Source organism: Clostridiales bacterium, assembly GCA_030016385.1.
Taxonomy (GTDB): domain Bacteria; phylum Bacillota; class Clostridia; order Clostridiales; family Oxobacteraceae; genus JASEJN01.
The window spans coordinates 3,360-29,190 of the sequence record JASEJN010000041.1; the positions used below are offsets into that span (position 1 = coordinate 3,360).

At 42.0% G+C, this 25,831-nt stretch carries 19 protein-coding genes and 1 riboswitch; of the genes, 15 read left to right on the forward strand and 4 right to left on the reverse strand.

The features are described 5' to 3' along the window. The first annotated feature begins 3 nt into the window (after positions 1-3). From QME45_10140 to QME45_10170, 7 genes are all read left to right on the forward strand, one after another. Positions 4-2,154 (forward strand): ABC transporter ATP-binding protein, encoded by a 2,151-nt coding sequence (locus tag QME45_10140; protein ID MDI6619014.1) that lies wholly within the window; start codon positions 4-6, stop codon positions 2,152-2,154. A 157-nt stretch (positions 2,155-2,311) separates the two neighbouring features. Then, positions 2,312-3,271, forward strand: a complete 960-nt coding sequence (locus QME45_10145) for an alpha/beta hydrolase (protein MDI6619015.1) — start codon at positions 2,312-2,314, stop codon at positions 3,269-3,271. 194 nt (positions 3,272-3,465) lie between these two features. Then, positions 3,466-3,795, forward strand: a complete 330-nt coding sequence (locus QME45_10150; protein ID MDI6619016.1) for a PadR family transcriptional regulator — start codon at positions 3,466-3,468, stop codon at positions 3,793-3,795. Beyond that, the gene (locus QME45_10155) at positions 3,792-4,139 is read left to right on the forward strand and encodes a DUF1048 domain-containing protein (protein MDI6619017.1); all 348 of its coding nucleotides are present in this window, start codon (positions 3,792-3,794) and stop codon (positions 4,137-4,139) included. Before QME45_10150 ends, QME45_10155 begins: the two co-directional genes overlap by 4 nt. 9 nt (positions 4,140-4,148) lie before the next feature. Then, positions 4,149-4,499, forward strand: a complete 351-nt coding sequence (locus QME45_10160; protein ID MDI6619018.1) for a DUF1048 domain-containing protein — start codon at positions 4,149-4,151, stop codon at positions 4,497-4,499. 78 nt (positions 4,500-4,577) lie between these two features. Further along, a riboswitch (glycine riboswitch) is annotated at positions 4,578-4,658 on the forward strand. Positions 4,659-4,788: 130 nt separating this feature from the next. Beyond that, on the forward strand, positions 4,789-5,442 hold the full coding sequence (locus QME45_10165; GenBank protein MDI6619019.1) for a trimeric intracellular cation channel family protein: 654 nt from the start codon (positions 4,789-4,791) through the stop codon (positions 5,440-5,442). A gap of 344 nt (positions 5,443-5,786) precedes the next feature. Next, on the forward strand, positions 5,787-6,908 hold the full coding sequence (locus QME45_10170) for an alginate lyase family protein (GenBank protein ID MDI6619020.1): 1,122 nt from the start codon (positions 5,787-5,789) through the stop codon (positions 6,906-6,908). A gap of 148 nt (positions 6,909-7,056) precedes the next feature. Here QME45_10170 and QME45_10175 read toward each other — a convergent pair whose 3' ends face one another. After that, positions 7,057-7,995 (reverse strand): hypothetical protein, encoded by a 939-nt coding sequence (locus QME45_10175; protein MDI6619021.1) that lies wholly within the window; start codon positions 7,993-7,995, stop codon positions 7,057-7,059. A 529-nt stretch (positions 7,996-8,524) separates the two neighbouring features. Here QME45_10175 and vanR point away from each other — a divergent pair. The 3 genes from vanR to QME45_10190 all read left to right on the forward strand — a co-directional run bounded on the left by vanR (position 8,525) and on the right by QME45_10190 (position 11,418). After that, entirely contained in the window at positions 8,525-9,223 is a 699-nt protein-coding gene (gene vanR, locus QME45_10180) for a VanR-ABDEGLN family response regulator transcription factor (protein MDI6619022.1), read from the forward strand. Between the two features lie 70 nt (positions 9,224-9,293). Beyond that, complete coding sequence (locus QME45_10185; GenBank protein MDI6619023.1) at positions 9,294-10,358, forward strand: HAMP domain-containing sensor histidine kinase; 1,065 nt, start codon at positions 9,294-9,296, stop codon at positions 10,356-10,358. An 82-nt stretch (positions 10,359-10,440) separates the two neighbouring features. Further along, positions 10,441-11,418 carry a D-alanyl-D-alanine carboxypeptidase gene (locus tag QME45_10190; GenBank protein MDI6619024.1) on the forward strand — a complete coding sequence of 326 codons (978 nt, stop codon included), beginning with the start codon at positions 10,441-10,443 and terminating at the stop codon, positions 11,416-11,418. Between the two features lie 46 nt (positions 11,419-11,464). Here QME45_10190 and QME45_10195 read toward each other — a convergent pair whose 3' ends face one another. Both QME45_10195 and QME45_10200 read right to left on the reverse strand, forming a co-directional pair. After that, the gene (locus QME45_10195) at positions 11,465-14,521 is read right to left on the reverse strand and encodes an FtsX-like permease family protein (GenBank protein ID MDI6619025.1); all 3,057 of its coding nucleotides are present in this window, start codon (positions 14,519-14,521) and stop codon (positions 11,465-11,467) included. Further along, on the reverse strand, positions 14,518-15,219 hold the full coding sequence (locus QME45_10200; GenBank protein MDI6619026.1) for an ABC transporter ATP-binding protein: 702 nt from the start codon (positions 15,217-15,219) through the stop codon (positions 14,518-14,520). The genes QME45_10195 and QME45_10200 overlap by 4 nt, the downstream gene beginning before the upstream one ends. Positions 15,220-15,394: 175 nt before the next feature. Here QME45_10200 and QME45_10205 point away from each other — a divergent pair, with 175 nt between their 5' ends. After that, complete coding sequence (locus QME45_10205; GenBank protein MDI6619027.1) at positions 15,395-15,967, forward strand: TetR-like C-terminal domain-containing protein; 573 nt, start codon at positions 15,395-15,397, stop codon at positions 15,965-15,967. A 25-nt stretch (positions 15,968-15,992) separates the two neighbouring features. Here the strand turns inward: QME45_10205 and QME45_10210 are convergent, their stop codons facing one another. Further along, a complete protein-coding gene (locus QME45_10210) occupies positions 15,993-16,631 on the reverse strand; it encodes a hypothetical protein (protein MDI6619028.1) in 639 nt (212 codons plus the stop codon). Positions 16,632-17,061: 430 nt separating this feature from the next. On the opposite strand from QME45_10210, the gene QME45_10215 reads away from it, so the two are divergent. From QME45_10215 to QME45_10230, 4 genes are all read left to right on the forward strand, one after another. Beyond that, a complete protein-coding gene (locus QME45_10215; GenBank protein MDI6619029.1) occupies positions 17,062-17,643 on the forward strand; it encodes a GNAT family N-acetyltransferase in 582 nt (193 codons plus the stop codon). A 199-nt stretch (positions 17,644-17,842) separates the two neighbouring features. Then, positions 17,843-20,392: a GH116 family glycosyl-hydrolase gene (locus tag QME45_10220; protein MDI6619030.1), complete on the forward strand. Its 2,550-nt coding sequence runs from the start codon at positions 17,843-17,845 to the stop codon at positions 20,390-20,392. Positions 20,393-20,813: 421 nt separating this feature from the next. Continuing rightward, the gene (locus QME45_10225) at positions 20,814-23,906 is read left to right on the forward strand and encodes a glycoside hydrolase family 38 C-terminal domain-containing protein (protein MDI6619031.1); all 3,093 of its coding nucleotides are present in this window, start codon (positions 20,814-20,816) and stop codon (positions 23,904-23,906) included. Positions 23,907-23,916: 10 nt separating this feature from the next. Continuing rightward, positions 23,917-25,764 (forward strand): beta-N-acetylhexosaminidase, encoded by a 1,848-nt coding sequence (locus QME45_10230; protein MDI6619032.1) that lies wholly within the window; start codon positions 23,917-23,919, stop codon positions 25,762-25,764. Positions 25,765-25,831 lie beyond the last annotated feature (67 nt).

The following is a 25,831-nucleotide window of genomic DNA, read 5'->3' on the forward strand; positions in this document are numbered from 1 at the left end:
GCCATGGATGCGCAGTTTGCTGCTGCAAAGAAGCAGGCGGAGGCACAGGCAAGGACTGCAGTGGATGGAGAATTTGCAAAGCAGCGGCCTGCCATGGATGCGCAGTTTGCTGCTGCAAAGAAGCAGGCGGAGGCACAGGCAAGGATTGCAGTGGATGGAGAATTTGCAAAGCAGCAGCCTGCCATGGATGTGCAGCTTGCTGCTGCAAAGAAGCAGGCGGAGGCACAGGCAAAGACTGCAGTGGATGGAGAATTTGCAAAGCAACAGCCTGCCATGGATGCACAGCTTGCTGCTGCAAAGAAGCAGGCGGAGGAGAAAGTCAGAGAATCTATCAAAAAAGCTGCGCTTGAAAAAAACGGTATGACTCAGGAACAGCTCGACGCACTGAAGGAAGTCGCTTCCGTGCCGTACCTCAGTATGCTTCATGGCAACGGCGAAAAGGCGGATGCTGTGGAAAAGCTCTTCAACCTGGTCAAAAAGCTGCCGCCGGAATATACAAAAAAACTGCCGTCTATTTCGAAATCTAATCTCGACAAGGGTGTCGGCGATGTGCGAAAATACGGCGGCTCAATCCCGTTTGACAAAATCGGTAAAACGCTTGTGCGGCTGCTCGTGGTTTTCGGCCTGAGCGCCCTGTGCATGTTCGCGATGTATTTTATAATGTCTGGCGTGGCGCAAAAAACCGTGAGCACACTGCGGTACGAAGTGGATGAAAAGCTTTCGAGGCTTCCGCTCCGGTATTTTGATTCGCACGCGAGCGGCGACATCTTGAGCCGCATGACTAATGATATCGACACCATTTCTACAACGCTGCAGCAAAGCCTGACGCAAATCATCATTTCAATCCTCCAAATCATCGGATATACATGGATGATGTTTACCATCAACATCGTGCTGACGCTTATCGTTCTGGCGACCCTGCCGCTCTACATGTTGACGGCGATGTTCGTGACAAGGCCGTCGCAGAAATACTATTCGTCGCAGCAGGAGCGCCTCGGAAAGCTCAGCGGTCATACGGAGGAGATGTTTTCAGGACATGTCGTCGTCAAGGCATTCGGTCGTGAAAAGAAATCAATCGAGACGTTCCGCGGTATCAACGACAGCCTTTACGAATCCGGCCGGAAGGCGCAATTTCTTTCAGGCATCCTGATGCCGCTAATGAATTTCGTAGGGAACGTCGGATATGTGCTCATCGCCGTTGTTGGCGGAATCTTCGTCACAAAGAGCTACATCAACCTCGGCGACATCGTTTCGTTCGTTTCCTATTCAAAGATGTTCTCACAGCCGATGGTGATGACAGCAAACATCGCTAACGTGATTCAGTCGGCAGTGGCCTGCGCGGAGCGAGTGTTTGAAATACTGGACGAAAAAGAGCAGACGCCGGATACGGAAGATGCCGTCGTCCTTCAACACCCGAGGGGGAATATCCGCTTTGACCATGTACGATTCCGCTATCTCGAAGACGTGCCGCTGATTGAGGACATGAACCTCGATGTCCGGCAGGGTGATACCATCGCCATCGTCGGTCCCACGGGGGCCGGGAAAACGACGCTTGTGAACCTGCTGATGCGTTTTTACGAGATCAATGGCGGCATGATCACATTCGATGGCGTCGATACCCGCCGGATGAAGCGCGGTAGCCTGAGGACGATGTTCGGTATGGTGTTGCAGGACACTTGGCTGTTCAACGGGACCATCCGCGACAACATCGCCTACGGGCGGGAAAATGCGACGGAAGAGCAGATCGTGCAGGCAGCAAAGGCGGCATATGCCGACCATTTCATCCGCAGCCTGCCGGAGGGTTATGATACTGTGCTGAACGTGGATGCCTCTAATATCTCGCAGGGGCAGAAACAGCTCCTCACCATCGCCCGTGCCATCCTCGCGGACCCGACCGTGTTGATTCTCGATGAGGCGACAAGCAACGTTGACACCCGCACGGAGGTGCTGATCCAGAAAGCGATGGGTACCTTGATGAAAGGCAGGACAAATTTTGTGATCGCGCATCGGCTTTCTACCATCCGCGATGCAAAGATGATCCTTGTGATGAATCACGGCTCTATCGTCGAAAAAGGCACGCACCGCTCGCTGCTTGAAAAAGGCGGTTTTTACGCCGAACTTTACAATAGCCAGTTTGCGGGGAAGAAAATATAGCTTTTATCCTTCTATAATGTTAACATAGATTGGTAATACTACTGTTGTGAGCTGCTAAAATATATGCCAAGGCAAAGTATGTTTTCAGTATCGTTACCGTGGAAGACATGAATTTGTTAAGCGAGAAATGGGGACACAGAAGGGAAGGAATCAGAATATGAAAGAAACTCTTCAGACCGGTTTTACTGGCAAGAAAGTGAATTTGCAGGATGGTTCCATGATCAATTACGGAGAAGGGCCGGACAACGGTCCTGCGCTGCTACTGATCCACGGCCAGAGCGGAACGTGGGAGGACTATGCATCCGTGCTGCCTGAACTGTCGAAAAAATTTCATGTCTTCGCGGTGGACTGCTACGGGCATGGGAAATCCAGCCATGATACCTCTCTTTACTCCTGCGAAACAAACAGTAAAGCGCTGATATGGTTTATGGAAAATGTCATAGGAGAAAAATGTTTTGTATCCGGCCATTCCTTTGGTGGCGTGATGACAGCGTGGATTGCCGCCAATGCGCCCGGGCAGGTAAAGGGAATCGTGTTGGAAGATCCTCCGCTGTTCGAGGTGACCCCACAGGAAATGCAGGAAGACAGATCATGCTTTGCCTGGAAAGATGCGTTCGAAACCATACATAGTTTCTTGAATCAAAAGAGCGAAACCGATTATATCGTCTATTATTACAAACACAGTTATATGGTTTCCCTTATCGGAGGGCTGAAAGATAAAATGGCTCAGGCGATTGAAACCTTCCGGAAAGAGCATCCAGGTCGGGCACCGAAAATTTTCTGGGTTCCATATTCCTGGCTCCGACCAATGGGAACTATTGATCAATATGACCTGAAATTCGGCGAAGCATTTTATGACGGCTCGTGGATGAAAGGTGTCGATCAGGAATCCATGCTGAAAAATATCAAATGTCCGGCGATTTACCTCAAGGCTGCCAAGAATTATGGCAAGGACGGCGTTTTGTATGCCGCAAACAGCGATGCGGATGCCAAAAAGGTGCAGGAATGCATTTTAGGCTGCGAAAGAATTACCATCAAATCAGGTCACGACATCCATTATGAACATCCGGACGTATTCATTTCCGCCTGTGAAAATCTCCTTAAAAAACCGGAATGACACTTAAAATTAGCATCTAAGACCCCGCTGGCTTTAGTTGCATAGAGTATTATGAACCCACCCTAAATCCCTTTTATGATATAAAACTTCAACATTGAAACAACCGCTGTTGACAAACCGTCTATTGGGTGATACTATATAGTAGTAGTAAGCAATACAAAATACAAGTGATACAAAGTAGCAAGGGAGGGATTATGCTGGAAAACCTAACGGAAATGCTCAAGGGCGTGCTTGAAGGCTGCATCCTTGAAATTATAAGCCGCAAAGAAACCTATGGATACGAAATCACGCGGCGGCTCAACACCCTCGGCTTCACGGATGTTGTGGAGGGAACGGTGTATACCATACTGATCCGGCTTGAAAGAAGCAAGCTGGTAGAGATCACCAAAAAGCCTTCCGACATGGGGCCGCCGCGAAAGTTTTTCGCTCTCAACGACGCGGGGCGCGAGGAGCTGCAGAAGTTCTGGAAAAAATGGGAGTTCGTATCATCAAAAATTAACGAGTTAAAGGAGAAAAAGCAATGAATTTTTGGGAAAAAGTTACAGGCAGCGACATGACTAAAGAATTGAAAACTTTTGAATCGCGAGCCGAAAAGCTGCCAGCCGATTATCAAGCGGCATGGGAAAAAATCAAAGCCAATCTTTGGCCGCACTCGGATTTCACTGGTCGCAACCTCATGCCAATTATTGACGGTGTGCTTGGCCTGCTCGAAGAAACGGCGGCGGACGGCCAGAGTGCCCAAGAGGTTTTGGGTGACGATATCAAAGGATTCTGTTCAGCGCTGGCCGGCATCGATGGGGCAAAGTCTTATCGCGACAAGTGGCGCGAGCAACTCAACAATAATATTGCTAAAAAATTGGGTAAATAGGGGGATAAAATGAGAATACAAGATATCGTCGAAGGCAAAAAAGAGTGGCGGGCGCACATGGCGCGTGTCAAAGCGCTCCCGCAAGATTATCAGATTGTTTATAAAGAGATTCAAAAATATCTCTTTAAGGTCGGCCCCGTTGAGTTAACCGAAGGGACAGGTTTGCTCTCGGGGATTGTCGATCTTTTTGAAGAGGGCGCGGCCTTGGGGAAAGGCGTGCTCGAAGTGACAGGCAGTGATGTAGCGGCTTTCTGCGACGATCTGATCAAAGGTTCAAAAACTTACGCTGACATCTATCAAGAATCTGTTGACAAAGAAGTTAACAAAGCCATGGAAAGGGTTACGGATAAAACAAAGTGAAAGGGGCAGGTGTAAAAGACAGTTTTTGTTGCATTTTGAATTGACTTTTAAGCAAAAAAATAGTATATATATGTTTGGTTGAAGGATTCGGGAGAGACTTTTTATATTGAAAGCACCGAAGGGGCAAAAACTCTCAGGTAAAGGGACCGTATCCGGACGAAACTCTGGAAAGCATTTTATGCACCGAAGAAGTAATTTTGCATGGCAAAAGAATCTTTCAGGTTCCAAGACAGAGTACATCTCGTACATTTCTATAGGGATGTACTTTTTCGATTGGAGACATATAAAGATGGATGCTTTTATTTTTTCGCTTGAGATTATAGGCACAGTTGCCTTCTCGGTATCAGGAGCAATGACCGGATTAAAAAAGAGGATGGATATTTTCGGCGTAGCTATTCTCGGATTGATAACAGCTGTAGGCGGCGGGGTATTAAGAGATATAATATTAGGGATAACACCGCCTAAAACGTTTTGGAATCCTGTATATGCATTGGTTTCCATACTAACGGCAATATTTATTTTTGTTCCGGTGGTACGTGAATGGCTGATGCGCAATCGAAACGCATATGAAATGATTTTATTTATTATGGATGCCTTGGGTCTTGGAATCTTTACCGTTATAGGCATACGCACCGCATACGACATATCGAGCAGCTTCAACTGCTTTCTTTTGGTATTTGTCGGAGTTATCACGGGCATTGGCGGCGGAGTCATGCGCGATATTCTTGCCGGCAGTACCCCTTATATATTTGTTAAGGATATATATGCCTGTGCTTCTATTATAGGCGCGTTAATATGCGTCGAACTGTGGAAATTTATCGGAAGCCCTTTGGCAATGCTGGTTGGGACTGCAATAACAGTTTTGATTCGTTGCTTGTCCGCACATTTCAAATGGAATTTGCCGCGCCCCAAATATATCGATAAACAATTGGATAAAGTATAAAATACTTCGGATGATTATAAAAATATTCTAGTGCTCTTACTGGACGGGATGGGAGTTGACGCGCTCAAGAAGCATTTAAATCCAAATGGACTTTTTCGGAGTCATTTAGGAGTCATTTAGTTGAAGTAAAACGGAAACGGATTTTTGGAAATGGAAAGTTTCATAAAAAATTTAATGATTTTATAGGGGACTTTCTTGCCGTGGCAATCTCAGATAAGGGGATAGTATATTCGCAAAAGTCTACCATGTATAAATCAAATCATGCTGGGATGACGGAAAAAGAAATGTTGATTCCATTTATTGCAATAAAAAGAAAATGAGATTATATAAAGAGGTACATAATTATGGGTTTCTATAGGAGAAGCAATAACGTTGATTTCAAGGGGTTTGACAGGAAATGGATTATGGCAAAGGCAGAAGCATCCCTGATGGCAGACCCTGTACACATAACCGATGCGCAAGCTTCCATGAGCGAAGGCGGGCCCCACGACTTTTATTCAAACGGGGATTACTGGTGGCCGAATCCGGATACTAAAGACGGTCTTCCTTACATACGCAGAGATGGAGAAAGCAACCCCGATTGTTTTTCCAAACACAGGAAATTACTTAGAAAAATGAGGACCAATGTTGCTAATCTGGCAGCAGGCTATAAGATCTCCGGCAATGAAAAATTCGCCTGCAAGGCGGTTTTAATGCTCAAGGAATTTTTCTTAGACGAATCTACCTTCATGAATCCAAATCTCCTTTTTGCCCAGGCAATTCCCGGGTTGTGTTCAGGACGTGGAATAGGGATCATCGATACTATTCATTTAATCGACGTACCCCTGGCCATAAGGGTTTTAAGACATTCACCTTGCATGAAGGCGGAAATATATTCAGGATTAAAGCGGTGGTTTGCAGATTATTTGAAGTGGATGACCACACATCCTTATGGGATAGAGGAGATGAATGCCAAAAACAACCATGGAGTTTGCTGGCTTGTTCAGGCGGCTGTGTTTGCATATTTTACAGATAATCATAAGATCCTCGATTTTTGCCGCAGCAGGTATAAAAAAGTACTGCTGCCCGAACAGATGACGCAGGATGGCGGATTCCCGTTAGAACTTGCACGTACCAAGCCTTATGGCTATTCAATTTTTGTTTTAGACAATATGGTTACTCTCTGTCAGGTACTCTCAACTGGACAGGACTGCCTGTGGGATTTTAAGCTTAAGGACGGAAGAAGCATTTCAAAAGGATTGGAATTTCTCTATCCATATCTTGAAGATAAATCCCGCTGGCTGTATGATGCCGATGTGGAACATTTTGACGGATGGCCCGTAAGGATGTCTTTCATGCTTTTTGCCGGACTGGCGCTGGGTGAAAGGAAGTATCTGGATCTATGGTACAGACTCGATCCAGACCCTAAAGATGAGGAAATAAGAAGAAATATGGCAATTCGCCAGCCGATTTTATGGGTGCCGTAAATTAAATAGAACTGCATTGCATCGTTGCGAAGAGTTAAATAAATCAAACGCAATAGAAATCAGAAAAGTTTTGATGTCATTTCCCAAAAGGGATTCGTAAATATGTTGGAAACTTCAGCCACATTATCAAAGTTTTTAGTGTTTTTATTCAAACACTGGTCACCAACGCAGCGATCTGTTTTTCAACATCGGCTTTTTCTGCAGTTCGGGCAGTCTTTATGGCTGACAGCTTTGACAGCGCATCGGCAACCTGCACTTTTACATTATGTACGCTTTCCTGTGAAGCATGGATGTGAGAGAGGACGGACCAGTCGGCAATCAGGCCGTCAAAGAAGTAATCGGCAAAACGGAGGAAACCTTCGATATTTATATTTCCCATCTTCGTATCGATGCGGATATCGGCAAGTTCGGCGTGGAACCTGTTAAGGAGGACTTGCAGATGCTCGACGCCATCCTGCGCTTCATTCAGATGCGAGTGCTTAGCAAGATCGGAAATCAAGCCGCCGCCAAGAAGATCCCATGTGCCCCAACTATTGGCACTGCCGAGATTGTTTTCTATGCTGTCGATCTGCCGCATAGCAGCACTGCCGGCCGAGATGGCCTCGTCCAGCTCTTTTAATTGGCTGACGGTTTCGCCAAGCCGCCGCTCCAAAGCACAAAGCCGTTTGGCATAGGTTGAATCCTCACGTAGCAGCTCCTGCAATTTGGCAAAGACTTCTTTGTACCGTCCGTCACAATCCGAAAGTGAATCCTTTTCCCTGCATAGTTCATCTATCCGAATTCTGCAATCATCGAGCTGACGCACAACAGCATCGTATTTTAATCTGGCGGCATATGCTTCTTGCTGCTCCTTATCCAGCCTGTCTTCTTTTTTACCCAGAATAGAATACAGAATCGATGTTGCAGTCGTTCTTTCAAGCCGGTCTACATCAGTTTGTTCTCTGGAAAGGGCGGATTTTAAATGCCGTTCACGTTGAGCAAGATCATTTTCTTCAATCTGCAGATTCTGGAGCATCGAATCGATTTTCTTCTTGCGCTCAAGCTTTGCGGAAAGCCCGGCAAGTTCAGCACACATTTCTTCAATCATTTATATAATCCTCGCTTTCATGAGCACCAGACAGCGCATCAGATCTATATTACTTTGATAGAATTGCCATGATTTCTACTTCTATCCAGTTATTATTATAATTATAACATAGTTTCATGTAATATCGCCACATTGATTAGCGGCAAAATGCAGGTGTATAAGTATTATTTGAAGAATATTATGGAAAGAGCAATTAGCGGAAAGTCTTTAGAGTCTGTTAACTTTAGTTTTGGATTAGCAGAATCAATGTCTGAGCTAAGATAAGTTTTGATTCTGCCCAAAACAAGTTTACAGACTCTTAAGGCTGTGAGCTTGGCGATTGGAATAAAATATTCTTCAAATATAAAATATGCACCCGTAAAATGCAAACTGCGCCTTTTCAGCATCTTCAGAAAATCTTAAGATTTTAATAATGGAAAAGCTATAAAATATTTTTTTATTTTACGGTATAATAATTGGGGATGGGGCGCATTTTTATATTATGCACCCATGGCGGTGATATATGCTTGAAAGAAAGAAGAAGATGCTTATGGCTGCGAATATTTTGATAGTCGACGATGAACAGGCAATTGCCGATTTGGTGGAAGTTTATCTAAAAAATGAAAATTATAATGTTTTTAAATTTTATAATGGCCGGGATGCCCTAAAGTGTATTGAAAATGAAAAAATTGACCTCGCAATTCTGGATGTCATGCTGCCCGATGTAGACGGCTTTTCGATCTGCAGGCAAATCCGGGGGAAGCATAATTTCCCGGTTATTATGCTGACAGCCAAGGAGGAGGAAATCGATGAGATTACCGGACTTACATTAGGCGCAGACGACTATATTACAAAGCCTTTTCGCCCGTTGGAGCTGATTGCCCGTGTAAAGGCACAGCTTCGGAGATTTACCAGATATAATACTGAAAGACCTTTGCAGGATAAACAGGTGATTGCGTTTTCAGGTCTGGTACTGGACATGGATACCCATGAATGCATGCTGAACGAGAAAAAGCTGGCTTTAACTCCGACTGAATTTTCTATTCTCTGGGTCCTTTGCTCAAATCGCGGGCGGGTGGTCAGCGCGGAGGAGTTATTCCGTGAGGTATGGGGAGATAAATATTTTGCCAACAGCAATAATACGGTAATGGTTCATATACGGCATTTAAGAGAAAAAATGCACGACAGCGCAGAGCATCCTAAATATATAAAAACGGTATGGGGAGTTGGCTATAAAATTGAAAAATGATTTCAGCAGATTAAAAAGAAAGTTTTTTTTGCAGGTTCTATTGATCGCGGTAATAACGCCTTTACTCAGCATGCTAATCCAGAGTATTTTTGTTGACGGTATTTTTCAAGATCTTTTTGCAGAGGGTTTTATACGCTTATGCCAAGGGATATTTCATATTTCATATGAGCGGGGTTTGAGTATTTATCAAGGACTGTTCCGCAACAACAAGTCTTTCTGGATGATCAGTGGCTTTTTTCTCCTATTATTGATAATCTTTTATTGCGAACTCTTGCGGATGACAAAATATTTTAGCGAAGTCAGTTCGGGGTTGGATCAGCTTGTGAAAGAATCAGACCGTGTAATTACAATGTCGCCGGAGATGGATTTTATGGCTGCAAAGCTAAATAAGATCAAAAGGATTCTTGAAAAGCGGGAACGCGACGCGAGGGAAGCTGAACAGCGTAAAAATGATTTGGTAGTTTACCTGGCTCATGATATAAAGACGCCTCTGACATCCGTCATAGGATACTTGAGCCTCTTGGATGAAGCTCCCGATATGCCGCCCAGGCAGAGAGCAAAATATGTAGGCATTACTCTTGAAAAGGCTTATCGGCTGGAGCAGCTTATCAATGAATTCTTTGAAATCACGAGGTTCAATCTTCAAACGATCGTTTTGAATAAGGAGAAAATAAATTTACCGTTCATGCTCCAGCAGATGGCGGATGAATTTTATCCGATGCTGACGCCCCAGGGAAAGCATGTGACCGTAAATGCGCCGGAGGGGCTAACTTTGTGGGGGGATGCAGACAAGTTGGCCAGGGTGTTCAACAATATCCTGAAAAATGCCATAGCCTATAGCTATGAAAACAGCATCATTGACATTTCAGCCAGACAGCAGGATAAAAATATTGTTATAACTTTTACCAATCAAGGCAATCCCATACCGTTGCAAAAGCTGGATATGATTTTCGAGAAGTTTTACCGTCTGGACTCATCCCGTTCCAGCCATACAGGCGGAGCCGGATTGGGCCTGGCCATAGCCAAGGAAATCGTTACCGCCCATGGCGGTACTATCACGGCAGAGAGCAGCGAAGAACATACTGTATTTACTGTGACTCTTCCGATTCCGGATAGTGAAATAAGAAAATCTTAAGAATTTCATAAGATGGAATTTCGATATCGCTCATTGTTCTGTGATAAAATAACATCACTACAGGACAAGGAGTTGCTCTATTATGGTAGGAAAAGTAAAAAAGAAAAAATCAAAAGTGCGAATATTAGTGTCATTTTTGCTGATTGCTGTCATAGCCTCTTTTACATATAAATCAATCATTAGCCTTGAACGTCAGTATTTGCTTGAAAAAAATTCCGGTAGCAGGACTATGCCGGTGCCATCGTTAAAGAAAACGCCGGATTATGCCGCCCATATATCTTTAGAAAGCCTGAACAGTCCCCATGCGATCCTGATCCGTTTAAAAGATCATGCCGTTTTAATGCAGAAGAATAGCGCAGGGAAAATCTATCCGGCTTCTTTGACTAAAATGATGACGGCCATTGTCGCAATAGAAAACTTGCCAGATATGCACCAAAGGATTAAGCTTCCTAAATCTATTTTTCAAAAGCTGTATAAAGCGGATGCGGCAATGGCGGGTTTCCAACCGGATGAAGAAGTCATGGCAATCGACCTTGCTTATGGGGCGTTGCTGCCGAGCGGTGCGGAGTGTTGTATTGGGCTTAGCCGTCAAATCGCCGGCTCGGAGAAGAATTTTGTGAATATGATGAATCAAAAGGCGTCATATCTTGGTATGAATAATACCCATTTTGAGAATGCTACGGGACTTCACGACAAAAACCATTATACAACAGTCAAAGACATGTCTATTCTTCTTAGCTATGCGCTGCAGAACGATACTTTCCGGGAAATTTTCACTTCATCCAGATATACCGTTCATCCCACAAATAAGCATCCTGATGGTATAACTTTTTACAGCACGATGTTTAAAGAGCTCAAATATAGGGGCATTACCGGAGGAAAGATTTTAGGTGGGAAAACGGGGTATACCGACGAGGCCGGCCTTTGTCTTGCGAGCCTCGCTGAAGAAGGCAAGCAAGAATATATTCTGGTTACAGCCGGTGCTAAGGGAGACAACAAATCCGAGCAATACAATATTACTGATGCATTATCCGTATATAACAGTTTGGGAGAGAAATAAGTTATTCATAAAATTTTAATAAGCTGAGATTCCGGCATAAAATATTTCACTCAACTGACTTCAAAGACTCGATCATATCGATTTTTTTTAGCTTAAAATAGGTAACGGCTTGCATGATTATGGAAAATGCCATTGTAATCAGCGACGGCCATACAAAACTGAGCCATTTTATATTTCTGAAATATACAACTGTGTCTCCTTCGATAAATCCCATGACAAAATGATGAAGTCCTATCCCCAGAATCAAACCTACACCAATGCTGATCAACGTTAATATAAAGGCTTCACGGTAAATATATTCATTCGTTTCGCCATCTGTAAATCCAAGCACTTTAAGGGTGGCAATCTCGCGTTTGCGTTCGCTGATATTTATCGATGTCAGATTATAAAGGACGATTACCGCCAGTATTGACGCAATACAAACAAGCAAAACGACTACATTGTTAAGGCCTGTATTTCCTTGAATCGCCCGCTGAAGGATATCATCTTTGAAATTCACACTTGCAATCAGATCGCTATTTATCAAATGCTTTGCCACGTTTTTTTTATTTCCGTTATAATCGGATGCGATCATATTGTAGGATGCGGATTTTTCAAAAATTTTGCCGTACAGGTTTTTACTCATGTAGATATAGTTCTGCATATAGTTTTCCGCAACGTCAGAGACAATAAACGTATACGAATTGTTGTCGGCGTCTTTAACATTGATCTTTCCACCCTTCCCCACCTTGTAAACATCGGAAATCTTTTGGGAGATAATGACGCCGTTATCGTCTAATGCTGTTCTGGTTCTATTTACCGTGCTTTTAAGATTAAAATATTTATAAAATGTTTTTTCATTTTCCGGAACGACCAGATAAGTATCCAGCGATTTAATGTTGGATTCGCAGGTAAGGGCTGTTTGCTTTATCAAAGCGGGGTCTTTAATCTGTTCTTTTTCCAGTAGGCTTTCCAAATCCCCGTTTATATTTTTGACGTTATTTTTAAGCACGATTAAATCATCATACTTAAAAATTTCGCCATACTGTTTCTGGGCAATGCCGTTGATACTATCCTTTATGCCAAATCCGGCCAGTATCAATGCGGTGCAGCCTGCTATTCCGATGATGGTCATAAGTACTCTTTGCTTGTAACGGAATATATTGCGAATTGTAACCTTCCACGTAAAGGAAAGGCGCCTCCAGACGAAACCGACTTTTTCAAGCATGATGGATTGTCCGGTTTTGGGCGGAACCGGACGCATTAAAGCCGCAGGTTTTTGCTTTAATTCCCGATTGCAGAAGAGAACCGTTACAAAACTCATAAGTGCAACGGCAGCCGTTAAAATCACCAGCAGCTCCGCGATATTGTAACGGATGATAAGCGGCGGCAAAATATATTGGAAACAGGTATATATGATTTTTGGTATAATCGTACAACCTGCAAAAAATCCGGTTATTGTCCCTAAAACAGTGGCCGAAAGAACATAGAGGAGATATGTGGAAATAATACCTTTGTCATTAAAGCCAAGAGAAGTCAGCGTGCCAAGCTCGCTGCGCTCTTCCTCTATCATGCGGGCCATTGTATTCGATGTCATCAATATGACAATCAGAATGAAAAACAGGGGGATGATCCTGGCAACCGAGGTTACTGTATTCGTACCGGATTTTAGATCGCTGTAACCAGCTACGGCAGTATCCCTGTCCAAGATTATCCAGGAGGGTTTTTCGATAGTTGAAAGTTTTTCTCTGGCATCCTGAATCTTGACCTTCGCATCAGTCATTTTGGCATTGAAGGTTGCTAAATTTTTATTGTATTCGTTATAACCGCCGTTCAGTTTCTTATCATTTATCTCAAGTTCGTTTTTACCCTTGAAAATTTTATTTTTTGCATCGGCAATCTGCAAGTTGAATTCAGCGATCCCCTGGTTTAACTGTTTTTCACGGGTGTCCAGTGTATCAATGGATGATTGGAGTTTAAGCAGTCCTTCATACGAAGCGGAATACTGATCGATCTGCGCACTTAATTTCGCGTATTCCTGGCTATCGGCAGGGAGACTGCTCTGCTGCTTTTTCATATACTGGATAGCTGAATTCAGCTCATTTATTTTGGAACCCAACTCCTCTTTTGCAATACCGTTTTTTTGCAATTCAGCATCGATTTGATTTCGACCGTTTGCAATCTGAGATTGCGCGTCTTTAAATTTTGCATTTTGAATATCTATATTTTTCCGCAGCTTCGCTTCGCTTTGAACAAGCTGTGCCCTGGCATTGTTTAGTTTGGCCGCATTGGCATCCAGTTCTATTTTGGCATCGGTGGGTTTTTTCTCTCCCTTTGCCTTTTCGCCATTCAGCTTCGCTTCGTTACGGTTGATCTCGTCGGCCGCCTTGTTATAGATTTCCTCATACCGGGCATTCTCCCTTTCAGGTTTCAGCTTTACCAGTTCATTATTAAGCTGTGATGCTATATCGTCATATTTTTTTGAATAAGTATCTATATTTTTTGTCCCTATGGCTGTAATATAAATTTGAGTATAAGCATCCATTGTGAAGTTATCCCTGCTTATAAAAATAAAGGAGGATAGCTTTCCGTCACCAACTGTGGTATTCCCATAGTCATACGATAGATATAAAGGCGATTTTACAGTGCCGACGACAGTGAATTCTGTATTTTTCAGCTTTTCGTTTACGTCGCCGGCAATATCGATTTTATCGCCGATTCTATAGTTATTGCCGTCAGCTACGCATTCTCCGTCCGCTTTTGGCATCCGTCCCTTATTCAGCTTAACGGTATCGGCTGATTTTTCAATTGCATGTATCCGGATAGCTTTCCCGTGATCCATAACATCCAGGGAATAGCTCGGGGTGACCGTGCTTACATTTTTCAAAGACTTTAGCGCATTTACATCGTCATCCGTCAGACCCATCGTGCTGATTATTTGAAAATCCATTAATTTATGAGTGTCATTGTATTCACTGAGGGAAGTGGTTATATCAGGCGCACTTTCCTGTATTCCTGCAAAAAAGCCAACGCCTACCATTATAATGATAAACAGCGATATAAACCTGCCGAAAGATTTCTTGATTTTAAATAGAATATTTTTATATAGCAGCAACTTGATCACCAAACAATCTCTTCGGCTTTTTTAGGGCTGTTATTGAGAATAATGTCATTTACAGTTCCGTTTTTGATATGAATGACTTTATCTGCAATATCAGCTAAAACGGTATTGTGTGTTACGAGAATAGTTGTTGTACCCATTTCTCTGCAAGTTTTTTGCAATAGTTCGATTATCCGCTGCCCGGTTACGCTGTCGAGGGCGCCGGTAGGCTCATCGCATAACAGCAGCTTGGGATTTTTGGCGATAGCCCTTGCTATAGCAACACGCTGTTGCTCTCCCCCTGATAACTGAGCAGGGAAATTATTAATCCGGTCCGATAAGCCGACTTGGTCCAGTATCCTTTTAGGGTCAAGTGAGTCGGAGCAAATCTGGCAAGCAAGTTCCACATTTTCAAGGGCGGTCAGATTCCCGACAAGGTTATAAAATTGGAATACGAATCCGATATCATTTCGCCTGTAATTTACAAGTTTCCTTTTGTTGTAATGATGGATTTCGCTGCTGTCCACCGTAATGCTGCCGCCGCTGGGGCTGTCCATTCCGCCGAGCAGATTTAATACCGTTGTTTTTCCAGCACCGGATGGACCGAGTATGACGACAAGTTCGCCCTTTTCTATTGAAAAAGAACAATTCTCAACTGCCGTGATCGGCACATCGCCGGTGATATATTCTTTTTTAACATTTTCAAACTCAATAAACGCCATAAATATACACTCCTGTTAACAGACATTATGTTGATTATTTATCTAAAATATAGTATACTGACAGTGTGTAATAAACACAACAAACAGATTATTAAAAAATAGCGGTTATACGACAGATATTTGAAAAGTGTCGAATAAACAGCAAAACTATTTTTGCCAATATGGGTGGTTATTTATGCAGGAAAAGAAAAAAGACAGGCGTGTCAAATACACGATGATGGTCATAAAGAATAGCTTTGTTAAAATATTGAAGCAAAAACCTATATCGAAGATTACGATAAAGGAAATCTGTGAAGATGCAGATATTAACCGGGCGACATTTTATGCGCATTATTCGGACCAATATGATTTGCTTCATCAGATCGAGAATAACCTCATCGATGACATCAACCGGTATCTTAACAGTTATGGCATTGAAAACAAGTGGGAAGTGCCTATTGAAATGCTTGAAAAGATCCTCGAATATATCAAGGAAAATTCCGAGCTTTTTGACATGCTGCTTAATTCCAATGGAGATATTCAATTCCAGCAGGAAATCACAAAGGTTATAGGCAATCAGCAATTGCTGCCGACAAACGTGAGCAATTCTTTAAGCAAAGCAGATGCCGAATATATATTTCTTTTTTTTGCAAATGGGTGCATAGGGGTAATTAAAAAATGGCTGAAGGACGGCATGAAAAAACCGATCAAGGAAATGGCCGAGCTTATGCTTAGAGTAGTGATAAACGGCAGGGAAGCATTTGTTTAAGCATCCTGCGATGTAGGAATAAACATCAGGCCGGCTTATTTTCATAGGACTTGAATTTCAACAAATAAACAAGGCTATAATTTTCTATTTCTTTTATATTTTTTCCCGGATTGCTATAGAATTCATCGGTAAGAGAACCCATGGAGCCGTTTTTGCTTTGATCTTGATAGCAAATATTTGCCAACACTATTTCATTATCGTTTATTGCGATTGCCTTAGAGTTATTTGTCCCAAATATTTTTGAAAGTGGATGGTTTTCAACAGTCTTGTCCTCAAGGTTTAATTCTATTTTTGACGTTGCATTACCGGATTTGACGGCTAAAGTCCAATTCTGTTTCATCTTTTCAAAATCATTCACTGTTATAATAATCATGCCCTTTTCACCTTTGGGCAATCCTACTGACAGTTCGCCGCAACTCAGAATCTTTTTACCCATTTCATATTTATCCACCCATACTTTAAGCCATTTATACTTACTATCAGCATTAAAATCAAAAATAAGATATTTATCGTTTTCTATAGACAAGAAAAATTTTTCTCTATCTGTGATTTTTGTCTCAGATATGAGGTTAGTACTTGGCTTGGTGGAGGGTTTTGCTGTATTACAGGCTGTTAAAGATAACAAAAGCATCATAGAAATTAAAGCCAATAGAAACTTTTTCATTTATAAATATCCTCCATAAGCAGGATTTTAAATCATTATTACTTGTTATAATCTCATGTAGGATGAAACACCCGTTTAGTAATATAATACCATTATTACATAAATCTATCAATCACGATCAATGTATTTCATTAGCTTATAGACTCTTGAGGATTAGGGTCTTAGAACTTACAAAACTTGAATCTGGCGAATGAGTGTTCAAAATAACATAAGCCAAAATTACAAATCGAAGTTTTAGTATGATTGCAATTGACTTATTTTATTGTATATGGCAAAATTTAGATATGTATTCTTCGATGCGACGTAGGAAATGCTGAAATAGCTTTAATTTGTGGTACAAGAAGAATTCAGAAATTTTCTTATCGCAAACCATGTATTAGTAACTTGTATTCAAAATTATACAGAGATTAAATTGTAAAGGATGATAATTATGGATGTGAAGATTTGCCCTTTGTCTCGGGAACTCGCGGACGATTATTTTGATTTTTTTGATAATGTCGCGTTTTGTGATCATGAGGAGTGGTCATGGTGTTATTGTACATATTATCACTTTGACTCGGAAATTGAAAAGGAACTGGACGGCGTGGACAAAAATGGTTTGAGAGAATATGCTGTCAAACTTGTAAAAGAAGGAATTATAAATGGTTATCTTGCATATATCGACGGTAAGGTAGCCGGTTGGTGCAATGCCGGCGACAAGGCCGGCTACAAGCGTTTACGCGCAAATAAGGACTTATGGTCGGATGCTGATGATGCTAAGGTTAAATCGGTTGTATGTTTTATCATCGCTCCGAAAATGCGCAATCAGGGAATAGCTACATTGCTTTTAAAAAGAGTGTGTGAGGATGCTGCATCGGAAGGATTCTCATGCGTGGAGGCATATCCCGCCTGTGGAACTCTCGATTGCTATATGAATTTTCACGGATACATTTCCATGTATGAAAAAAGCGGTTTTGTTTTACATAAAAGATTCGATGACTATTGTATCATGCAAAAAAATATTGTCATATAAAATTGTACCGAAATTATAATATTTTAACTTAGACTGCAGTATCTTTGCCGTTTCATATTGCGGGCAAATTACAGTCCGTGCTTGTTCAGATAAACAAAAATATATATTGTGCTCTTTATGCGTATTGGATTATAATGTTTAAAATAATAAGCGCATTATATTAAACGGAATAATTTCCAATATGAAAGGTGATTTTAAAATGGAACTAAAAGTAGGATATCCATCAGGAGTTCCCATGGGAGGAATAGGGACAGGATTTATAGAGCTATTGACGACAGGCAAACCGGGAACATTTCTCATAAACAATAATTATGTACAACCTCTTACAGACCTGAATGGGAGTTTTTTTGCCGTAAGATGCGAGTTTAATGATGGCAAATCCGTATTCAGGTTGCTTCAAAAGGGAGACATGTGCGGATTTAGAGGAGTGGATTCTGTAAAGTATTCAGGCCTCTTTCCTATAGCTAAATCGGCATATTTTACATCGGCCATTCCGATAAGAATGGAGGTTGAATGTTTTAGCCCAATTATACCTCATGATATAGAAAACTCGAATTACCCTGGCACGGTATTTATTTTCAGGTTTATAAATCTACTTGAGCAAAAAATAAAATTAAATCTTTTTCTGTCTTGGGAAAATACCATAGGATGCGGTGGATTCGTAAGCGATAAACCTGTGATCATTTCAGATAGGACTGGAAACTATATAGAAGGCATTGAAAACGAAAAATACAGAGGCATTGTTTTTAAAACCTCTGATAAAAAAAAGGCCATACCTAATTCCTTGGGCAATTATGCGCTTGTTGTCCCATATGATGGTAAAGTCAATTTTACTTCGTATTTATGGAATGCATTGAATGAAAAGGCAAAGATACTCGAGGCTTTATCGAATGGAGGACAATTTAATAATAATAAGAGAGGTATAGAAGGAGCCATCCATCCTGCAGGGGTAATAGGCATGGAATTTGAGCTTTTACCTTTTGAAAGAAAAGAGATACCTGCATCATTTGCGTGGTATACCCCTTTTCATAAAGTTATTGAAAAGAAAATGGGGGCAGGTGATGTTCTAAAGCAATATGCACCCCTTTACAATGAAAGTCAGGACGATCTTTCAAGTGGAACCAAACATAAAAATATCGATTTTGGGCACTATTATCAAAATAGATTCAAATCATCGTTTGAAGTTGCATCTTCTCTTCTCGAAAATTACAGAGAGCTTTTACTTAAGACGAAAGATATAGGCGTTTTCTTAAAGGCAACTGATCTTCCGGAATGGCTGTCATCAAAGATTATAAATGATTCGACTCCGCTTACCGCAAATACGGTGCTGACAAAAAAAGGTATTTTGGCCACATTGGAAGCCAGCCAAGGAATGGGTGGAGCTTTAGGGACGATGGACCAAAGGCTGATCGCCCATGCGGCATATCAGCTTTTCTACCCGGATATAAACAGGACTGAATTGAGGCTGTTTGCAAAAATCCAGGCCGAAGACGGACATATAAGCCATTTCTGTGGCAATATATATGAGAATATAGGAAGCAGCAGGGTCAGTTATGGAGATACGACATGGCCGGACCTTTCGTGTTCTTTTATAATACAATGCTACAGGGATCTGATGAATACGGGCAATTATGATTTTTATAATGAAATGCTTCCTTATATATTAAAAGCATATAAATGGTTGAAATCTGCGGATGACGATGGGGACGGCATACCTGAAGGAGGCTCCAGCTGGGACGTTGAGCATCACGGCGGATTGTTCGTGTATACGGGAACCATGTGGCTCGCTGCATTAAGAGTGCTTGAAAAGATAGCGGAACTTGAAGAAAGCCGCGAAATGAAAGATGAAATCGGGCGGCTTTTTAAAAGGACTCAGGGTAATATCATAAAATATCTGTGGAATGGTGAATACTTTGACAGCGTATACGATGCAAAAACAGGAGCGCATTCTGATGAACTTTTCCCGGGGCAACTTGCAGGTGAATGGGTGGTAAGGCTTTTAGGACTTAAGAGCATACTTCCCGTCTCCATGGTTAAAAAAGCCGTAAAAAATGTTTACAAGATCATATGCGGCAGCGGTTATTACAGGTTGATTCCAATAAAGACAAAAAAGGATGCGAGTCTTGTAGGGCGTAATCTCGATGAACAGGCTTGGCCGCAATACACTATGGTATTTCTCGATCTTCTCGCCATATATCTTGGAGTATATAAAGAGGGTATGGGCGATATAAAAAGATTTGATGAGGTTGTCTGTAAAATAGTAAAGGCTCCATGGACTACTACTCTATGGCATGACTGCAGGACGGGAATGCCTTGCGGTAATTCATTGGACAGGTATATGAATACTGCATCGTCATGGTTTATACTAAATGCCTTAACCGGTTTTCACCATGATGAGATAAATAAATCTTTAATATTAGGACCGGTTTTAATCAAGGATAAATTTATTTGCAGGCTTCCGATTGTAAGCACGGGCTACTGGGCATATATGGATACGGAAGCTGACGGCGGCAATATAAAATTGAAAGTAAGGTTTTGCAGGATATTCGCAGAAGGTATGGAGCTAAAGGGTTTAAAACTTCGAGGTAAATGCCATGTGTATTCCGCTGCATCAAATGATGGGACAATAGATGTCAATTGGGAATGCAAGGATGGTTATACGGATGTTTATTTCATAAAACCGGACAAATTAAAAATTAAAGCAGATGATATTCTTTATATTGATTACAGATGCGATGAAACCTGTTAATGCATGTACAATAGATGAGGTGTCTGAAACAAAAAATCCATATTATGAATTTTCAAGGTATCAAATAATGTTTATACACCTTACTCTCTTCAATTTGTAATTTGGCTTATGCTATTTTGAGTACTCATCGCCAGATTCAAGTTTTGTAAGTTCTAAGACCAGCAGCCTTAAGAATTCTTAGAGCTTTTGAAACTCGCTATGCTCAAACATTCAAAAGCTCTAATGATTCTCTATGGCGGCAAAGCCAAGAACTTATCAAAACTTTCATAATGCTCATTCGTTGCTCAAAATAACATAATTCTATTTATGCCTGATTTCATATTGTGAATCGAAGTTACTCTGGATTTGATATTTCAAATGGAATATTTCTCTGCTATAATGAAAATGCATATGTTACTAAAGTAAATTATGGGGGTAAATTATGCTTGTAGACAGGAAAATAATGAGCAAGTTATCTCAGATAGAATCGAGATATGAAAAATATCGTTATAAAAAAGTAGCTGATGTGCCTTGCGAATATTGGGAAACATTCGAGCATTTCAGGAAAGAACCGGGAAGCGCTGAAGGTGCCATCTGGAAAGCAGCCGCTCCGGGTACTAAATGGGGGGATAATTGGCTTACCTGCTGGTTTAGAGGGGATGCAAGGATTCCTGCGGAATGCGACGGCAAAAAAGTATTTATAAGGGCAAAGACAGGCGGAGAGACGCTTTTTATAGTAAATGAAAGATACATGGGCGTATTTGACAATAATCATCCTGTGGTTATGATGGATAAAAGCGTAAGGGCCGGGAAAGCCTATCATCTGTCATTTGAAGCTTATAGCGGCCACTACATACCTGGAAGCGCACCGAATGACCACAATATACCGCCATATCCCGGATGTAAAACCTTTGACGGTATTGAGCTTGTGCTCGAGAGGGAAGATGTAACGGGCTTTGTTTTCGATTTGAAGGTTTTATGGCAGGTTGCACAAGTTCTTGATGACAACAGCTTGAGGAAGAATAAAATAATAAAAGGCTTATCCGATGTATATTCGGTGATCGATGCCATGCCTGATGAAACACCTGAGGAGAGCTGGAGGCCAGAGATAGCTAAAGCGAGGAGGATCATGGAGCCTTTGCTGGACGCCAAGAACGGATCAACTGTTCCATATATGGGGATTGTCGCGCATTCCCATATAGATACTGCATGGCTTTGGCCCATTGCGGAGACATGGAGGAAATGCGCGCGTACTTTCTCGTCCGTATTAAACCTGATGGACCAATATCCGGATTTTAAATTTATACAAAGTTCGCCATATCAGACATCGGTCATAAGAAAATATTATCCTGAAATATACGGCAGGATCAAAAAAAGGGTGGTGGAAGGCCGCTGGGAGCCAAACGGCGCAATGTGGGTCGAGCCGGACTGCAATATACCCTCAGGAGAGTCATTCGTAAGGCAGCTTTTATTTGGCCAGAAGGCCACGCGTGAGATGTTCGGGTATACTTCCGATACTCTATGGCTGCCGGATGTATTCGGGTATTCGGCTGCCCTTCCCCAGATTTTGCAAGGGTGCGATGTGGAATTCTTTTGCACCACAAAGATAAGCTGGAACGATACAAATCGTTTTCCATATGATACATTTATCTGGAAGGGTATCGACGGCAGCTCTGTCACGGCGCATTTCCACAATATACACTGTTGGCCCGACCCTGCGACATTGACGGAGCAGTGGAACCGCGTGCAGCATAAGGATGTCCAGGATAGGAGGCTTGTGGCTTATGGATACGGCGACGGAGGCGGAGGGCCGATGGCGGAGATGCTGGAGGTAGCAAAGAGGGTAAAGAACCTGGAAGGGTGTCCGAAAGCGGAGCATACAACGGTCAGCGACTTCATGAAGGGGATAAAAATGGATCTTAAAGACATTCCGAAATGGTCCGGCGAATTATATCTCGAACTTCACAGGGGAACTCTCACATCAAAAGCGAAAATAAAAAGAGGGAATCGAAAAACAGAAATAGCCGTTAGAGATGCGGAATTTTTGAGCACAATGGCCGCTTTAAACGGGAAGCCTTATCCGTCAAATAAATTAAATGAATTATGGAAAACACTTTTGACTGATCAATTCCATGATATTCTTCCGGGCTCTTCCATCGAAAGAGTGAACGATGAGGCCATAGATGATTTTGAACATTGCATAGAGGGTGCAAAAAATATTTCAAAGAAGGCACTGGAAACTTTTGCAGGCACGGCTTTAGCCGATACAGGGAAGATTATGGCTGTCAACACATTGAACTGGGATAGAAATGGCGAAATTTTGCTGGATGCTGCAAAAGAGAATCAATATGCCATAGGAGAGAACATAAAATCACAGTGGGTGGAAGATGTGGAAGGCAATAAAAAACTTATAGCAAGCGGAATCCATATCCCTGCGTTTTCAGGAAAAGTTATCAGCATGGCATATGAAAGTCATCCGCAGAAGTCTCCGTTTGTTGTAAATGGCAATATGGTTGAGACTCCATTTGCAGCGGTTTCATTTGACTCGATTGGACGCATCGTTTCATTTATAGATAAGGAGTCGGGACGCGATATAGTAAAAAAGGACGGTTCGCTAAATACCCTGTGGATAGGCGAAGATATACCAGAGGCCTGGGACAACTGGGATATAGACAGGGATCAAAGGTTGAAGATGAGCATCGGAAGGGGATTCATAAAGAGATATGTTGCGGCAGACGGGCCTCTTCAGCTAAGGCTCAGATGCGAATATAATATAGGCTCCGCATCTTACATGGTACAGGATATAGTATTTCATTCAGAAACACCCAGGGTGGATTTTGAATCGGTTATAGACTGGAAGGAAAAGCACAAGCTTTTGAAAGCGGGATTTGAACTGGATGTTTTAGCCGACAGCGCGCGGCATGAGATTCAGTATGGATACGTCGAGCGTCCAACCCATACAAATTTGCCTCAGGACAGGGCAAGATTTGAAGTATGTGCCCATAAATGGACGGATATTTCAGAGACAGGGTTTGGGGTGGCGCTTTTGAACGACTGCAAATACGGTGTTGGAGTTGAAGACGGTGAAATAAGGCTGAGCCTGATGAAATCAGGTCTTCATCCCGACACAAGGGGGGATGAAGGAAGGCATTTGTTTAATTATGCGCTTCTTCCCCATTCTACCGGATTTTCTGTCCAGAGTGTCGTGCGGCCGGCATACGAACTCAATATCCCTGTGGTATCGGTTAAGGCGGGAGAAGGGGCAAAAGACATGAAAGGCATTTTATCTGTCGACTCCCCGAATATCATAGTGGAATGCATAAAATGGGCCGAGAGCGAGAATGCTTTCGTGGTCAGATTGTATGATGCGGCTAAAACAGGTAAGAGAGTCAATTTGAAATTCAATGTCGATATAAAGGGAGTCGATTTAACCAATCTCCTTGAGGAAAAAGCCGTGCCTCTCAAGTTAAATGACGGTAATGTAAGCTTTTATGTAAAACCATTTGAGATCAAAACTTTAATCTGTAAAATTTGAGGTGAAAAAAATGAATTTAAAATTTTATGGGCAAATCAAAGATCTGGAAAAGGGAATCGAAATTTTTGGAAGAAAATTCGGCTTTAATGTTACCGATGACGGATTGCCGGTAAGGGTCTACAATACGGAGAAAAATATTCAGGTTGAACTTGAAGACGGGCATGCCTCCATAGGGTTCAACAAGAAAATACACTTCTTCAGGGCTCTTGGACTTTTAGTTGAAGAGGCGCGAAACAAAGATTCATTTAAAATAATTGAAGAGCCTCAGTTTATCACCGATGGAGCGATGATCGACTGCTCAAGAAATGGCGTCATGAAGGTCGAAAGCATAAAAAAATTGTTGCGTACAATGGCGGCCATGGGCCTTAACGCTCTTATGCTCTATACTGAGGATACCTATACAGTTGAAAACCAGCCTTATTTTGGTTATATGCGGGGAAGGTATACATATGATGAACTTAAAGAATGCGACGATTATGCGGATATTTTCGGCATAGAGATTATTCCATGCATTCAAACACTTGCTCATTTGGCTCAGGCGCTGAAATGGAGTTTTGCCAATGATATAAGGGATACTTCCGATATTTTGCTCGTAGGAAATAAAGAGACATATGAATTTGTGGAGTCCATGATAAAAGCCGCCAGCGCACCATTCCGGAGCAAGAGGATACATTTGGGAATGGATGAAGCCCGGAACATAGGACTTGGACGATACCTGGATAAAAACGGTTACCGGCCTACTCTTGATTTGATTAAGGAACATTTGAGGAGAGTACTTGAAATAACTGATAAATATGGATTGAAACCTATGATATGGAGCGATATGTTCAGCAGAAATGTAAATTATGATGATAACCTCGAAAACATCGTACCTGAAAATGTTCAGCTGGTCTACTGGGACTATTATCATCATGACAAGAAAGATTATATATATAACATAAGAAAACATAAAAAATTCGGAAGCGACCCTGTTTTTGCAGGAGGAATATGGACATGGGTGGGAATGAGCACATGGTACAATAAGACATTCGCCACCATGAAACAGGCTCTGCCCGCCTGCAAAGATGAAAACATAAAAGAAGTATTTGCGACAATGTGGGGTGACAACGGTACGGAGGATAATGTCGCAGGGGCCATGCTCGGGCTTCAATTCTTTGCAGAAGAAGGCTATTCCAAAGCATTGGATATCGAAAAGGTGAAAAGAAGGTTTAAATTCTGTGCAAATGCGGACTATCAGGCTTTTATGGACCTGACATTGCTCGATGAACCCCTCGGCAAATATAATCCGGATTATTCATATAATCCTTCAAAATGCCTCCTGTGGCAGGATATACTTATGGGACTTTTCGACAAGCACTTTGAAGGGATTGATATTTCAGGATATTATTCAAAACTTGAGGGAAAGATGAAAAAGTATAAAGAGGAAAATAAAGAGTGGCAATTCGTATTTGATGTTCCTTTAAAGCTTTGCGATGTTCTAAAACAAAAGGGCGATATGGGCCTCAGGATTAAAAAATACTATGACGCAAAAGAAATCGCATCCCTTAAAAAAATTGCACAAGAGGAGCTTCCAAGGCTTTATGAGAGCGTTGATAAGCTGAGGATTGCACACAGAAAACAATGGCTTGAAGTCTATAAACCATTTGGATTTGAAATACTGGATATCAGATACGGAGGGGTTCTTGCGAGGATAAACACTGCCAAAGACAGGATCATCGATTATACAGAGGGCAGAATAGCAAAAATCGAGGAACTCGAACAGGAAAGGCTGTATTTCGATGGAGAAAAGGGTCCCGGCGAGTTCAAGCTTCCATATTGCAACCAATACAGAAGGATTATATCGGCAAGTCCCCTATAAAATACAAGCTTTAATAGGATTATGTTATTTTGAGCGACGAATGAGCATTATGAAAGTTTTGATAAGT

Excerpts from the sequence above, each read along its gene's own strand:
- QME45_10185 (MDI6619023.1), top strand. The coding sequence starts at position 9,294 with ATGCTAATCCAGAGTATTTTTGTTGACGGTATTTTTCAAGATCTTTTT.
- QME45_10145 (MDI6619015.1), top strand. The coding sequence starts at position 2,312 with ATGAAAGAAACTCTTCAGACCGGTTTTACTGGCAAGAAAGTGAATTTG.
- QME45_10175 (MDI6619021.1), bottom strand. The coding sequence starts at position 7,995 with ATGATTGAAGAAATGTGTGCTGAACTTGCCGGGCTTTCCGCAAAGCTT.
- QME45_10220 (MDI6619030.1), top strand. The coding sequence starts at position 17,843 with ATGGAACTAAAAGTAGGATATCCATCAGGAGTTCCCATGGGAGGAATA.
- QME45_10215 (MDI6619029.1), top strand. The coding sequence starts at position 17,062 with ATGGATGTGAAGATTTGCCCTTTGTCTCGGGAACTCGCGGACGATTAT.
- QME45_10150 (MDI6619016.1), top strand. The coding sequence starts at position 3,466 with ATGCTGGAAAACCTAACGGAAATGCTCAAGGGCGTGCTTGAAGGCTGC.
- QME45_10225 (MDI6619031.1), top strand. The coding sequence starts at position 20,814 with ATGCTTGTAGACAGGAAAATAATGAGCAAGTTATCTCAGATAGAATCG.
- QME45_10155 (MDI6619017.1), top strand. The coding sequence starts at position 3,792 with ATGAATTTTTGGGAAAAAGTTACAGGCAGCGACATGACTAAAGAATTG.
- QME45_10210 (MDI6619028.1), bottom strand. The coding sequence starts at position 16,631 with ATGAAAAAGTTTCTATTGGCTTTAATTTCTATGATGCTTTTGTTATCT.
- QME45_10170 (MDI6619020.1), top strand. The coding sequence starts at position 5,787 with ATGGGTTTCTATAGGAGAAGCAATAACGTTGATTTCAAGGGGTTTGAC.
- QME45_10200 (MDI6619026.1), bottom strand. The coding sequence starts at position 15,219 with ATGGCGTTTATTGAGTTTGAAAATGTTAAAAAAGAATATATCACCGGC.
- QME45_10230 (MDI6619032.1), top strand. The coding sequence starts at position 23,917 with ATGAATTTAAAATTTTATGGGCAAATCAAAGATCTGGAAAAGGGAATC.
- QME45_10190 (MDI6619024.1), top strand. The coding sequence starts at position 10,441 with ATGGTAGGAAAAGTAAAAAAGAAAAAATCAAAAGTGCGAATATTAGTG.
- QME45_10140 (MDI6619014.1), top strand. The coding sequence starts at position 4 with ATGGATGCGCAGTTTGCTGCTGCAAAGAAGCAGGCGGAGGCACAGGCA.
- QME45_10165 (MDI6619019.1), top strand. The coding sequence starts at position 4,789 with ATGGATGCTTTTATTTTTTCGCTTGAGATTATAGGCACAGTTGCCTTC.
- QME45_10205 (MDI6619027.1), top strand. The coding sequence starts at position 15,395 with ATGCAGGAAAAGAAAAAAGACAGGCGTGTCAAATACACGATGATGGTC.
- QME45_10160 (MDI6619018.1), top strand. The coding sequence starts at position 4,149 with ATGAGAATACAAGATATCGTCGAAGGCAAAAAAGAGTGGCGGGCGCAC.
- vanR (MDI6619022.1), top strand. The coding sequence starts at position 8,525 with ATGGCTGCGAATATTTTGATAGTCGACGATGAACAGGCAATTGCCGAT.